This window comes from Streptomyces sp. NPDC059895 (assembly GCF_042731035.1).
Taxonomy (GTDB): domain Bacteria; phylum Actinomycetota; class Actinomycetes; order Streptomycetales; family Streptomycetaceae; genus Streptomyces.
This window is the reverse complement of the sequence record NZ_JBHWKO010000014.1, coordinates 7713-22618: the sequence shown is the minus strand read 5'-3', so window position 1 is coordinate 22618 and position 14906 is coordinate 7713. Positions and strand designations below refer to the sequence as shown.

The window sequence follows — 14906 nt, the reverse complement described above, 5'->3', positions numbered from 1 at the left end:
TGGAGGGTTTGGTGGGGGAGGGGGTGCGGGCGCGGATGATCGCGGTGGATTACGCGTCGCACACGGTGGCGGTGGAGGGGGTGCGGGAGGAGTTGGGTGAGGCGTTGGGTGTGGTGGAGTCGGTGGTGCCTGGTGTGGGTTTCTATTCGACGGCTGAGGGTCGTTGGGTGGAGGGGGCGGGTGAGCTGGATGCCGCTTACTGGTTCGCGAATCTGCGGGGTCGGGTGCGGTTCGGTGATGCGGTGGCGGCGTTGGCGGGTGCGGGGTTCGGGGTGTTCGTGGAGGTGAGTGCGCATCCGGTGTTGTTGCCGGCGGTGGTGGACGGGGTGTCGGACCAGGTGGTGGCGGTGGGGTCGCTGCGGCGTGAGCAGCCGGAGCTGCGTGCGTTGCTGGGTGCGGCGGGCGAGTTGTTCACCCGGGGCGTCGACATCACCTGGGACAGCGTCCTGCCCCCGCCCGGCGACACCGACCTGGAACTGCCCACCTACCCGTTCCAGCGCCGTCACTACTGGCTGAACGAACGGGCCGGCGACGACGCCACCACCTTCGGGCTCGCCGGCGTGGGCCACCCGCTGCTCAACGCCGTACTCGAACTGCCGCACGCCGGCGGCGCCGTGCTCACCTCGCGCCTGAGCCTGGCCACCCACCCGTGGCTGGCCGACCACGCCGTCTCCGGCGTCGTCCTGGTCCCCGGCGCCGCCCTCGTCGAGCTGGCGGTCAGCGCCGGCGACCAGGTCGGCACCCCCGTACTGGACGAGCTGGTGGTCGAGGCGCCGCTCGTGCTGGCCGCCGACGGCGCCGTCCGGTTGCAGGTCGCCGTCGACGCCGCGGACGTCCAGGGGCGGCGCCCGGTCGCCATCTACTCCGCGTCCGAGGGCGACGGCCACGACGGCCTCGACATCGGGCTCGACTCCGAGGCGACCGTCTGGCAGCGGCATGCCACCGGTCTCCTCGCCGGCACCGCCCCGGACGCCCCGCAGGCCCTCTCCGAGTGGCCGCCGCCCGGCGCCGAACCCGTGGACGTCACGGACTTCTACCCGCGACTCGCCGAGCGCGGCTACGAGTACGGCCCGGTCTTCCAGGGCCTGCGGGCGGCGTGGCGGCGCGGCGACGAGTTCTTCGCCGAGGCCGTCCTGGCCGAGGAACAGCACGGCGACGCGGCCCGGTTCGGCCTGCATCCGGCCCTCCTCGACGCGGCGCTGCACACCGGCCTGCTGGGGATCGGTGACATGACCGGCGGCGAGCGGGACGGACACGAGGGCGACAGGGGCGAGCGGGGCGGAAGCGAAGGGGTGGGCCTGCCGTTCGCCTGGAACGGGGTCGCCCTGCACGCCGCCGGCGCGACCGCCGTACGGGTCCGGGTCACCGGCGGGAGCGACGGCCTGACCGTCCACCTCGCCGACGAGCTGGGCACCCCGGTCCTCTCCATCGACTCCCTCGTCTCCCGCCCGGTCTCCGCCGAGCAGCTCGACGCCGCGGCACGCCCCGACCACGACGACTCGCTCTTCGAGGTGCACTGGCAGGCGCTGCCGGACCGCCCGGTCTCCGCCGACCGGGCGCAGCCCGCCGACGTCCGGGCCGTCGTCGACGCGCCCGGCCGGATCGGCGAACCGGCGGCCGGGACACCGGCCTGGCTGGTGCTCCCGCTCGCCGGTGCCGGAACCGGCCCCGACGCGGCGGCCACCGTCGCCGGGGACCTGCTCGCCGCGCTCCAGGCGTGGCTCTCCGCGCCCGAGCGGGACGGCACCCGGCTCGTCGTCGCCACACATGGCGCCGTCGCCACGGGAACCGGCGACGCGGTCACCGACCCCGCGGCGGCGACGGCATGGGGCCTGGTCCGCGCGGCGCAGGCGGAGAACCCGGGCCGTTTCGTGCTCGTCGACGCCGATCCCGGGGTGTTCGAGGGGGGTGATGTGCCGGCGGCCGTGGTGGCCGCGGTGGACGCGGGTGAGTCCCAGCTCGCCGTGCGGGGCGAGGCGGTGTTCGTGCCTCGTCTGGTGCGTGTGGGGGCGGGTGTCGGTGGTGCCGGGGTGGCCTTCGATCCCGAGGGTGTGGTGGTGGTGACGGGTGGCACGGGTTCGGTGGGTGGTCTGGTGGCGGGTCGGTTGGTGGCCGGTCATGGGGTGCGGCATGTGGTGCTGGCGAGTCGTTCGGGGCGTGCGGAGGAGTTGAGGGGGGAGTTGGAGGCGGCTGGGGCGTTGTCGGTGTCGGTGGTGGCGTGTGATGTGTCGGACCGGGCCGCGGTGCGGGAGTTGCTGGCGGGGTTGCCGGGGGGGCGGCGGTTGTCGGGTGTGGTGCACAGCGCGGGTGTGCTGGACGACGGTGTGGTGGGTGAGTTGTCGCCGGAGCGGTTGGCGGCGGTGTTCGCGCCGAAGGTGGACGCGGTGCATCATCTGGACGAGGTGGTGCGGGAGTTGCATCCGGATGTGGACGCGTTCGTGGTGTTCTCGTCGGCGTCGGGTGTGTTCGGTGCTGCGGGGCAGGGCAATTACGCGGCTGCCAACGCGTATCTGGACGCGTTGATGTCGGTGCGCCGGGCGGAGGGGCTGCCGGGGCTGTCGTTGGCGTGGGGTCTGTGGCGGCAGGCGTCGGGCATGACCGGGCACCTGACCGGGACCGACCACGCCCGGCTCAGCCGGGGTGGTTTCCTGCCGCTGGACAGCGACGAGGGCCTGGACCTGTTCGACGCCGCCCTCACCGTCGATCGCGCGGTGCTCGTGCCGGTCAAGCTGGACCTGGCCGCCGCCCGGACCAACGCGCTCCGAAACGGCGGCGCCGTCGCGCCCCTGCTGCGCGCCCTCGTCCGCCCCGTGCGCCGTACCCTGCAACCGTCCGCCGCCCACGCGGGCGAGGCCGGCGGACTCGCCGCCCGGCTGGCCGCGCTGGCCGCGCCGGAGCAGGAGCAACTGCTCGTCGAACTCGTCCGCAAGCACGCCGCCGCCGTCCTCGGCCACGACGGCGCCGCGGACATCGCCGCCGACGGCGCCTTCAAGGACGCCGGCTTCGACTCGCTCACCGCGGTCGAACTGCGCAACCGGCTGCGCGAGGCCACCGGCGTACGCCTCGTCGCCACCGCCGTCTTCGACTACCCCAGCCCCGGCGCGCTCGCCCGCCACCTGCGCGACGAGGTCGTCGGGACGGACCCCGCCCCGGCGACGCCGGCGACCGCGCGCACGGCCACCGACGAGCCGATCGCGATCGTCGGCATGAGCTGCCGGCTGCCCGGCGACGTGCACGATCCCGCCGAGTTCTGGGACCTGCTCCGCGGCGGCCGCGACGGCATCGGCGACTTCCCCACCGACCGCGGCTGGGACCTCACCGCCCTCTTCGACGACGACCCCGAGAGCACCGGCACCTCGTACGCCCGCCAAGGCGGATTCGTCAGCGGAGCCACCCACTTCGACGCCGCCTTCTTCGGCATCTCACCGCGCGAGGCGACCGCGATGGACCCGCAGCAACGGGTGCTCCTCGAATGCTCGTGGGAGGCGCTGGAGCACGCGGGTCTCGACGTCGCCACGCTGAAGGGCACCGAGGTCGGCGTCTTCTCCGGCGTCTCCGGCGGCGGCTACATGGGCGGGCCGGGCACGCTGCCCGACGACCTCGAGGGCTACATGGGCATCGGCAACGCGGCGAGCGTCGCGTCCGGCCGGGTGTCGTACGTGTTCGGCTTCGAGGGCCCCGCGGTCACGGTCGACACGGCGTGCTCGTCGTCGCTGGTCGCGATCCACCTGGCCGCGCAGGCGCTGCGCTCGGGCGAGTGCACCATGGCGCTGGCCGGCGGCGCGACCGTCATGTCCGACCCCGGTACGTTCGTGGAGTTCTCCCGGCAGCGCGGGCTGGCCGCCGACAGCCGCTGCAAGTCGTTCTCCTCGACCGCCGACGGCACCGGCTGGGCCGAGGGCGTCGGCATCCTGGTACTCGAACGGCTCTCGGACGCGCAGCGGCTGGGGCACCGGGTCCTGGCGGTCGTGAAGGGCTCGGCGGTCAACCAGGACGGCGCCTCCAACGGGCTGACCGCGCCGAACGGGCCGTCGCAGCAGCGGGTCATCCGCCGTGCCCTGGCCGCGGCCGGGCTGCGCACGGACGACGTCGACGCGGTGGAGGCGCACGGCACGGGTACCACGCTCGGCGACCCGATCGAGGCGCAGGCGCTGCTCGCCACGTACGGCCGCGACCGGGACCCGGAGCACCCGCTCTGGCTCGGCTCGGTCAAGTCCAACATCGGCCACGCCCAGGCGGCGGCCGGCGTCGCCGGGGTGATCAAGATGATCCAGGCGCTCCGCCATGAGACGCTGCCCGCCACCCTGCACGTCGAGGCCCCGACTCCGCAGGTCGACTGGACGGCGGGCGCGGTCGAACTGCTCACCGAGGCCCGCCCGTGGGCGCGCAACGGCCGGCCCCGCAGGGCAGGTGTGTCCGCGTTCGGCATCAGCGGCACCAACGCCCACGTGATCATCGAGGAGGCGCCCGTCACCGGGCCCTCGACCGAGGCGTCCGCCGCCGAGCAGCCCACCGGCACTCCCGGAACCGCTCTGCTGCCGGTCGTCGTCTCCAGCCGCGGCCCCGACGCGCTCGCCGACCAGGCAGGCCGGCTCGCCCGCCACCTCGCCGACGAGGCGCGGACCCTGACCCCGGCCCAGGCCGCCGCCGCGCTGGTGCACCAGCGCACCCTGCACGCCGACCGGGCCGTCGTGCTCGCCCGCACCACCGACGAGGCCGTCGCCGGGCTCACCGCGGTCTCCCGCGGCGAACGCCCGGCAGGCGTGATCGCCGGCCCGGCCCCGGCCGTCGCGGGCCAGACCGTCTTCGTCTTCCCCGGCCAGGGCGCCCAGTGGGCCGGCATGGGCCGGGAACTGCTGATGACCTCACCGGTCTTCGCCGCCGAGATCGACCGCTGCGCGGCGGCGCTCGCGCCGTGGGTGGAGTGGTCCCTGCACGGTGTGCTCACCGACGACGACCGGTCCTGGCTGGACCGGGTCGACGTGGTCCAGCCGGTCAGCTTCGCCGTCATGGTGTCGCTCGCGGCCGTGTGGAACTCCCTCGGTGTCGTCCCGGACGTGGTGCTCGGCCACTCCCAGGGCGAGATCGCCGCCGCGTGCGTGGCGGGCGCCCTGTCGCTGGAGGACGCGGCCCGCGTGGTCGCCGTCCGCTCCCGCCTGATCGCGGCCGAACTGGCGGGCAAGGGCACCATGGCGTCCGTGTCGCTGCCCGAGGCCGAGGCACTCGCCCGGCTCACCGACGGCGTCGAGATCGCCGCCGTCAACGGCCGCACCTCGGTGGTCGTCGCCGGCCCGGACACGGCGGTGCGCGCGCTCGTCGACTCGCTGACGGCCGAGGACATACGAGCCCGCCTGGTGGCCGTGGACTACGCCTCCCACTCGGCCTACGTGGACGATATCCACGACGCGCTCCTCACCGACCTGGCCGGCGTCGAGTCGCGGACCCCGCTGGTGGGCTTCTACTCCACCGCGCAGAGCCGCTGGATCACCGGCGCCGGCGAACTGGACGCCGCGTACTGGTTCGCCAACCTGCGCGGCCAGGTACGCTTCGCGGCGGCCGTGGACACCCTCACCGACGCGGACGCCAGGATCTTCGTCGAGGTCAGCCCGCACCCGGTGCTGCTGCCCGCACTGGAGGAGGTCGTGCCCGACGGCGTCGTCGCGGTCGGCACGCTGCGCCGCGAACAGCCGGAACTGCCCGCGCTGCTGACCGCCGCCGCGCACCTGTTCGTCCGGGGCGTCACCGTCGACTGGGGCACCCTGCTGCCGCCCGCCGACACGGTCCTCGACCTCCCGGCCTACGCCTTCCAGCACCGCCACTTCTGGCTGCCCGAGCCCACGGTGCCCGGCGACGTCGCCCGGCTCGGTCTGGCCGGCGCCGACCACCCGCTGCTCGGCGCGGTCGTCGAGACACCTCGCTCCGGCGGCCTCCTGTTCACCTCCCGGCTCGGCCTGACCAGCCACCCGTGGCTCGCCGACCACGCCGTCACCGGTGTCGTGCTCGTACCGGGCACCGCGCTGGTCGAACTGGCCGTCCGCGCCGGCGACCACGTCGGCACGTCCGCCCTGGAGGAACTGGTCATCGAGGCGCCGTTGGCGCTGCCGCGGCAGGGCGCCGTCCGGGTACAGGTCGCCGTGGACGCCCCGGACGAGCAGGGCCGGCGCGCGGTCGGCGTCTACTCCGCCCCCGACGACGAGCCCGGCGCACCCGCCACCTGGCAGGTGCACGCGACCGGCACACTCGCGCCGCAGCCCGCCGCCCCGCCGGCCACCGCCCTGGACACCGAGACCTGGCCGCCCGCCGGCAGCGAGCCGATCGACCTCGACGGCCTCTACCCGCGCCTGGCCGGCTCCGGCTACGAGTACGGGCCGGTGTTCCAGGGACTGCGGACGGCGTGGCGGCGGGGCGACGAGATCTTCGGCGAAGCGGCCCTGGCCGAGCCGCAGCTCGACGAGGCCGGCCGGTTCGGCATCCACCCGGCGCTGCTCGACGCCGCCCTGCACACCGCCATGCTGCGGACCGGCGACGGCGGCGACGCAGTGGACCTCGGCCTGCCGTTCGCCTGGAACGAGGTGGCACTGCACGCCACCCGCGCCACCGTCCTGCGGGTGCGCCTGCTGCCCACCGGCACCGGAGCACTCACGGTCGAGGCCGTCGACGAGAACGGCGCGCCCGTGGTGACCGTCGGTTCCCTCGTCAGCCGCCCGGTCTCGGCCGAGCGACTCACCGCGTCCGGCTCGGCTGCCGACGACGCCCTGTTCCGGGTCGACTGGACGGAGAGCGCGGTCCGCACCGAGTCCGCCCTGGCCGACCCGGACGCCTGGGCCGGCGAACGGGCACTGGTCACCGACGCCGCCGGCATCACCGCGCTGGCCGCCGAGGTCGCGGACGGCCACCCGGCCCCGCGCTGGCTGCTGCTGGAGGTCGCCTCGGCACCCGCCCAGGACGTCACGGTCGCCGCCCTGGCCGCCGTGCGGGAGTTCCTCGCCAGCACCGAACTGGAGGACACCCACCTCGTCGTACTGACCCGGAACGCGGTGGGCGCCCCCGCGCCCGCACCCGCCGACCCGGACGTCACCGCCGTCTGGGGCCTGGTACGCGCGGCACAGGCCGAGGCGACCCAGCGGATCACGCTGGCGGACCTCGACACACCCGTCACCGATGCGGATGACGCGTCCCTGGCACCCGCGCTGGCCGTCGCGGCGACCGGCGAGACCGAACTGGCCGTCCGTTCGGGTGTGGTGTGGTTGCCGCGTCTGGTGCGTGGTTCGGGTGCGTTGGTGGTGCCTGGGGGGTCGTCGGTGTGGCGTCTTGCGGGTGGGGGTTCGGGTTCGTTGGAGGATCTGTCGTTGGTGGCGGCGCCGGAGGTGGCGGTGCCGTTGGGGGTGGGTGAGGTGCGGATCGGGTTGCGGGCGTTGGGGTTGAACTTCCGGGATGTGCTGATTTCGTTGGGGATGTATCCGGGGGAGGCGTTGCCGGGTACTGAGGGTGCGGGTGTGGTGACGGAGGTGGGTCCGGGTGTGGGTGGTGTGTCGGTGGGGGACCGGGTGATGGGGATCGTGTCGGCGGGGTTCGGGTCGGTGGCGGTGGCTGATCATCGGTGTGTGGTGCGTATTCCGCGGGGGTGGTCGTTCGCGGAGGCGGCGTCGGTGCCGGTGGTGTTCTTGACGGCGTATTTCGGGTTGCGGGATCTGGGTGGGCTGCGGGCGGGTGAGCGGGTTCTTGTTCATGCGGCGGCGGGTGGTGTGGGGATGGCGGCGGTGCAGTTGGCGCGGTGCTGGGGTGCGGAGGTGTTCGCGACGGCGAGTCCGGGGAAGTGGGGGGTGCTGCGGGGGCGGGGTTTCGACGAGGCGCATCTGGCCTCGTCGCGGGATGCGTCGTTCGTGGAGCGGTTCGCCGGTGGTGTCGATCTCGTGCTGGACAGTCTGGCCGGTGGTCTGGTGGATGCGGGGTTGGGGTTGCTGGGTGAGGGGGGTCGTTTCGTGGAGATGGGCAAGACCGATGTCCGTGAGCCGGGTGAGGTCGCTGAGGCGTATCCCGGTGTCTCTTATCGTGCGTTCGATCTGGTGGAGGCGGGTCCGGCGCGGATGGGGGAGATGCTGGCGGAGGTGGTGGGGTTGTTCGAGGAGGGTCGTCTGGAGTTGTTGCCGCGGTCGGTGTGGGATGTGCGGCAGGCGCGTGCGGCGTTCCGTTTCATGAGTCAGGCCCGGCATGTCGGGAAGATCGTGCTGAGTGTGCCGCGGTCGCTGGATCCCGAGGGTGTGGCGGTGGTGACCGGCGGGCTGGGTTCGCTGGGTGCGTTGACGGCGCGGCACTTGGTGGCCGAGCACGGCGTACGCCATCTCGTACTGGCGGGCCGTCGGGGCGCCGAGTCGCCGGGTGCTGCGGAGGTGGTGTCCGGGCTTGAGGGTTTGGGTGCGTCGGTTCGGGTGGTGGCGTGTGATGTGGGTGACGGTGAGTCGGTGCGGGCGTTGTTGGGTGATCTGCCGGAGGGTCGTCGGCTGACGGCTGTGGTGCATACGGCGGGTGTGCTGGATGACGGTGTGGTTGGTGAGCTGACGCCGGAGCGGGTGGCGAGGGTGTTCGGGCCGAAGGTCGATGGTGTGGGTCATCTGGATGTGGTGACGCGTGAGCTGCATCCGGATGTGGATGCGTTCGTGGTGTATTCGTCGGCGTCGGGGACGTTCGGTTCGGCGGGGCAGGCGAACTACGCCGCCGCCAACGCTTATGTGGACGCGGTGGTGGCGCGTCGTCTGGCGGACGGGTTCGCGGGTGTGTCGCTGGCGTGGGGGCTGTGGCGGCAGGAGTCCGGTATGACCGGGCATCTTTCCGGGACCGATCATGCCCGCATCAGCCGTGGGGGCTTCCTGCCGCTGGAGCCGCAGGAGGGCATGGCACTGCTCGACCGGGCACTCGAAGCGGGCCTGGCCGCACTGGTGCCGGTGAAGATCGACATGTCGGCGATCCGCGCCGCGGGTGGCGACGTCGCCCCGCTGCTGCGGGGACTGCTCCCGCCGTCCCGCCGGGTGGTGCGGGCCGGCCGTGCCGCGACCGCGGCCGGTGGCCTGGCCGCACGCCTCACCGGCCTGGCCGGTCCGGAGCAGGAACAGACGCTCCTCGAACTGGTCCGCGCCGAGGCCGCCGCGGTGCTCGGCCACGCCGGTGCCGGTGAGGTCGCCGTGGACCGGGCGTTCAAGGACGCGGGCTTCGACTCGCTGACCGCCGTCGAACTGCGCAACCGATTGCGCGAGGCCAGCGGCGTACGGCTGCCCGCGACCGCGGTGTTCGACTACCCGACACCGCTGGTGCTGGCCCGCTTCCTGCGGGACGAGCTGGTGGGTGACCAGGCGGCGCCGGTGACGCCGGCGCCGGTGGCCTCCGCCTCCCCGGACGAGCCGATCGCCATCGTCGGCATGAGCTGCCGGCTGCCCGGCGGAGTGACCGACCCCGCCGGGTTCTGGAACCTCGTCCGCGAGGGCTGGGACGGCATGGGCCCCTTCCCGACCGACCGCGGCTGGGACCTGGACGGGTTGTTCGACGACGACCCGGAGCGAGCCGGCACGTCGTACGTCCGCCAGGGCGGATTCGTACAGGACGCCACCCACTTCGACGCCGGGTTCTTCGGGATCTCGCCGCGTGAGGCGACCGCGATGGACCCGCAGCAGCGGCTGCTGCTCGAAGGGTCCTGGGAGGCGCTGGAGAGCGCCGGCATCGACCCCACCTCGCTGCACGGTCAGGACGTCGGCGTGTTCACGGGCGTGTTCGGCCAGACCTACGGAGCGGGCGTCCAGAGCACGCCCGGCCTCGAAGGGTTCATGGCGACCGGCAGCGCGGGCAGCGTGGCCTCCGGCCGGGTGTCGTACGTGTTCGGTTTCGAGGGCCCCGCGGTGACGGTCGACACGGCATGCTCGTCGTCGCTCGTCTCGATCCACCTGGCGGCGCAGGCACTGCGCTCGGGCGAGTGCTCGATGGCGCTGGCGGGCGGCGCCACGGTGATGGCCTCACCGGGCATGTTCGTGGAGTTCTCCCGGCAGCGGGGGCTGGCCGCCGACGGCCGCTGCAAGTCCTTCGCGGCGGGCGCGGACGGCACGGGCTGGGCCGAGGGCATGGGCGTCGTCGTCCTGGAACGCCTCTCCGAGGCCCGGCGCCTCGGGCACCGCGTCCTGGCCGTGGTCAAGGGCTCGGCCGTCAACCAGGACGGCGCCTCCAACGGCCTGACCGCGCCGAACGGACCCGCGCAGCAGCGGGTCATCCGCCGCGCGCTCGCCTCCGCGGGGCTGACCGGCGCCGACGTGGACGTCGTCGAGGCACACGGCACGGGCACCGTCCTCGGCGACCCCATCGAGGCGCAGGCGCTGCTGGCCACGTACGGCCGTGACCGGGACGCGGACAACCCGCTGTGGCTGGGTTCGGTGAAGTCCAACATCGGCCACGCACAGGCCGCCGCCGGAGTGGCCGGCGTGATCAAGATGGTCCAGGCGCTGCGCAACGAGGAGCTGCCGCCGACCCTGCACGTGGACGCCCCGTCCCCGGAGGTCGACTGGACCAGCGGCGCCGTCCGTCTGCTGACCGAGGCCCGGCCGTGGTCGCGCAACGGCTCCCCGCGCCGGGCCGGTGTCTCCGCGTTCGGCATCAGCGGCACCAACGCCCACCTCATCCTCGAAGAGGCACCGGAGCCGGAGAAGCCGAACCCGCCCGTCGAGCCGTGGGCCGGCGGCGTCCTGCCCCTCGTCCTCTCCGCTCGCGGCGCGGACGCCCTCGCGGGACAGGCCGGCCGGCTCGCGGACGTCCTGCCCGGCGAGAGCCTGCCCGCCGTGGCCCGCGCCCTGGTCTCACGGCGCGCCGCCCTCACCGACCGGGCCGTCGTACTCGCCGACTCGACGGCGGAGGCCGTCCACAGCCTGACCGCGCTGGCCTCCGGCGAGCACCCGGCCGGGGTGATCGCGGGACCGGTGAGCCGTGCGGGTGGTCGTACGGCGTTCGTGTTCCCGGGGCAGGGGGCGCAGTGGTTCGGGATGGGTCGTGAGTTGTTGATGTCCTCGTCGGTGTTCGCGGCGGAGGTGGAGCGGTGTGCGGGGGCGTTGGCGCCGTGGACGGACTGGAATCTGTATGAGGTGTTGACGGGGGAGAGCCGGGCGTGGCTGGGGCGGGTGGATGTGGTGCAGCCGGTGAGTTTCGCGGTGATGGCGGGGTTGGCGGCGGTGTGGAAGTCGTTGGGTGTGGTTCCGGATGCGGTGGTGGGTCATTCGCAGGGTGAGATCGTGGCGGCGTATGTGGCGGGTGCGTTGTCGTTGGAGGATGCGGCGCGGGTGGTGGCGGTGCGGTCGCGGGTGATCGCGGGGGGTCTGGCGGGGCGCGGTGGGATGGCGTCGGTGGGGCTGGACGAGGAGGCGGTGGTGGCGCGGTTGCCGGAGGGTGTGGAGGTGGCGGCGGTGAACGGGCCGGGGTCGGTGGTGGTGGGTGGTCCTGAGTCGGTGTTGCGTGTGTGGGTGGAGGGTTTGGTGGGGGAGGGGGTGCGGGCGCGGATGATCGCGGTGGATTACGCGTCGCACACGGTGGCGGTGGAGGGGGTGCGGGAGGAGTTGGGTGAGGCGTTGGGTGTGGTGGAGTCGGTGGTGCCTGGTGTGGGTTTCTATTCGACGGCTGAGGGTCGTTGGGTGGAGGGGGCGGGTGAGCTGGATGCCGCTTACTGGTTCGCGAATCTGCGGGGTCGGGTGCGGTTCGGTGATGCGGTGGCGGCGTTGGCGGGTGCGGGGTTCGGGGTGTTCGTGGAGGTGAGTGCGCATCCGGTGCTGTTGCCGGCGGTGGTGGACGGGGTGCCGGACCAGGTGGTGGCGGTGGGGTCGCTGCGGCGTGAGCAGCCTGAGCTGCGTACGTTGCTGGGTGCGGCGGGCGAGTTGTTCACCCGGGGCGTCGACATCACCTGGGACAGCGTCCTGCCGCAGGTCGAGGCGGCGGCCGGTCTCCCGGCGTACGCCTTCCAACGCCGTCACTACTGGCTGCCCGGCGCGACGCGCACCGGGGACGTGACCGCCTACGGGCTCGACGGCGCCGACCACCCGCTGCTCGGCGCGCTCGTCGACCTGCCGGAGACCGACGGGGTCGTCTTCACCTCCCGGATCGGCCCCGCCACGCACCCGTGGCTCGCCGACCACCTGGTGCACGGCGCCGCCGTCGTACCGGCCGCGGCCCTGATCGACCTGGCCGTCCGGGCCGGCGACCACGTCGGCCTGCCGACCGTCGCCGCACTCACCGTGCACTCCCCGCTGGTGCTGCCCGAACGGGGTGCCCTGCGGCTGCGGGTGTCCGTGGGCGCGCCGGCGCAGGACGGCACCCGGCCGATCGCGGTGCACTCGGCGGGCGACCAGCCCACGGCGGACGGACCCGGCGCCGACTGGCGCCGCCACGTCACCGGGACCCTGGCCCCCGCCGCCGTTCCCCGCACCGGCGGCACGGGTGACGAGCCGTGGCCCCCGGCCGGCGCCCAGCCCATGGACGTCGGTACCTGGCACGCGCTGCTCGCCGGTCACGGCGTCGAGTACGGCCCGGCGTTCCAGAGCCTCGACGCCGCCTGGCGGCACGGCGGCGAACTGTTCGGCCACGTCGGCCTCGACGAGCAGCAGCTCGCCGACCACGACCGGTTCGGCCTGCACCCCGCGCTGCTCGAACCGGCGATGCGGCTCGCGGCACCGCAGGACGCCGACGGCGCGCCGCTGCCCGGCACGGTGCGCGACGTCGCGCTGCACGCGACCGCGGCCACCGCGCTGCGGGTACGCCTCACCCCGGCGTCCGACGGCACCGGCGCCTGGACCCTGCTCGCGACCGACGACGCGGGCAACCCCGTCCTCACCGCGGGCGCCGTCGAGACCCGGACGGTGACGCCGGCCGACCTCGGCCGCTCCGCCGCCGGATCCGGCGCCGTCCTGCTCAGGGTCGACTGGACCGAGCTGCCGGACATCGCCGTTCCGGCCGGGACGGCGGGCCCGGACGGCCCGGAGGGCCACCTGCGCGACGCCGCCGCGCTCCGGGCCCTCGCCGCCGAGGTCGCGGCCGGTGCGCGGCGTCCCGCGCGGCTGGTGGCCGCCGCGGGCGGCGGTACGCCGCTCGCGGCGACCGCAGAGGTCCTCGACCTGCTGCAAACCTGGCTCGCGGCCCCGGAGTTCGACGACACCCCGCTGGTCGTCGTCACCCACGGCGCCACGGACTCCGGCGACCACGACGACCACGGCGATGCCGGTGGCTCCGGCGGCTCCGGCGATTCCGGTGGCTCCGGTGGCTCCGTGGACCTGGCCGGCGCGGCCGTCTGGGGTCTGGTCCGGGCGGCCCAGGCCGAGAACCCCGGCCGCATCACGCTCCTCGACCTGCCCGCCGGACAGGACGGCCTGCCCACGGACGCCGCGCTGGTCACCGTCCTCGCGGCCGACGAGCCACAGGTGGCGCTGCGCGGCGAAACCGTCCGGGTCCCGCGCCTGTCCCGGGTGGCAGCCGGGGAGCCGGCGGAGACGGAGCCGGAGGCCGAGGGACGGACGGAGGCGGCGCCGGTCTTCGACCCGGACGGCGTCGTACTCGTCACCGGCGGCACCGGCTCGCTCGGCTCGCTCGTCGCCAGGCACCTGGCCACCGTCCACGGCGTACGCCACCTCCTGCTGGTCGGCCGGCAGGGCCCGGCCGCGCCCGGCGCGTCCGAACTGACCGCCCAACTGGCCGAGTCGGGTACCACCGTCACCGTGGTCGCGGCCGACGTGGCCGACGCGGACGCGGTACGGGCGCTGCTCACCGGCCTGCCGGACGGGCGCCGCCTCACCGGCGTGGTGCACACCGCGGGCGTCCTCGACGACGGTGTGACAGGCGAGTTGACGGCCGACCGGATCGCCACCGTCTTCCGGCCCAAGGTGGACGCGCTGGCCCACCTGGACGCCCTCACCCGCGAACTCCACCCGGACCTCGACGTGTTCGCGGTGTTCTCCTCGGCGGCGGGCGTCTTCGGACCAGCGGGGCAGGGCAACTACGCCGCCGCCAACGCCGTGCTCGACGCGGTCGCCGCCACCCGCCGGGCCGACGGACTGCCGGGGCTGTCGCTCGCCTGGGGTCTGTGGCAGCAGGACAGCGGCATGACCGGCACCCTCACCGCCCGCGACCACTCCCGCATCGGCCGCAACGGCGTACTGCCGCTGAGCCCCGCCGACGGTCTCGCCCTGTTCGACCGGGCGCTGCGGTCCGCGCCCGCGCTCGTGGTGCCGATCACGCTGGACCTGGCGACCGCACGGGCCAGGGCCGTCGCCGACGGCGGCCGGGTGCCGCCGCTGCTGCGCGGGCTCCTGCCCGGGGTACGCCGCCGGGCCACGGCCACGGCGGAGCCGGCCGCCGCCACCCTCGCCGCGCAGCTCGCCGACCGGCCGGCCGAAGAGCAGGACAGGCTGCTGCTCGACATCGTGCTGACCCACGTGGCCGTCGTTCTCGGCCACACCGGCGGTGACGCGATCGGCGCCGAGCAGGCCTTCAGGGACAGCGGATTCGACTCGCTCACCGCCGTCGAACTGCGCAACCGGCTCCGCGACGCCACCGGCGCGGCCCTGCCCAGCACCGCGGTGTTCGACCACCCGACCCCGCTCGCGCTGGCCCGGCAGCTGCGCGTGCTGCTCGTGGGCGCCGACGACGCCCAGGTCTCGGTGTCCGAGCGGGCCCTCAGCCAGATCGAGGGCCTCGAACGGCTGCTCACCGCCGACGAGGCGGAGGTCGACGGCGTCGAGCGGCTCGGCCTGACCACCCGGCTTCAGGAGCTGCTCGCCCGGCTCACCGGGGGCGGGGCCGAGGACGCCACCGGCGAGGCGCCGGACGACGACCTCGACGAGGCCAGCGACCAGGAGATGTTCCGGATCCTCGGCGACGAGTTCGGCATCCAGTGA

Annotated in this window: 1 protein-coding gene (only partly in view); it reads left to right on the top strand. The window is 74.4% G+C overall.

What is annotated here, in order from left to right; genetic code table 11:
• Nucleotides 1-14906: the 3' portion of an SDR family NAD(P)-dependent oxidoreductase gene (locus ACFV9M_RS18325; protein ID WP_385102494.1), read on the top strand. It extends 13036 nt beyond the left edge of the window; the window shows 14906 of its 27942 coding nt (coding positions 13037-27942); the start codon falls outside the window, past its left edge; its stop codon occupies nt 14904-14906.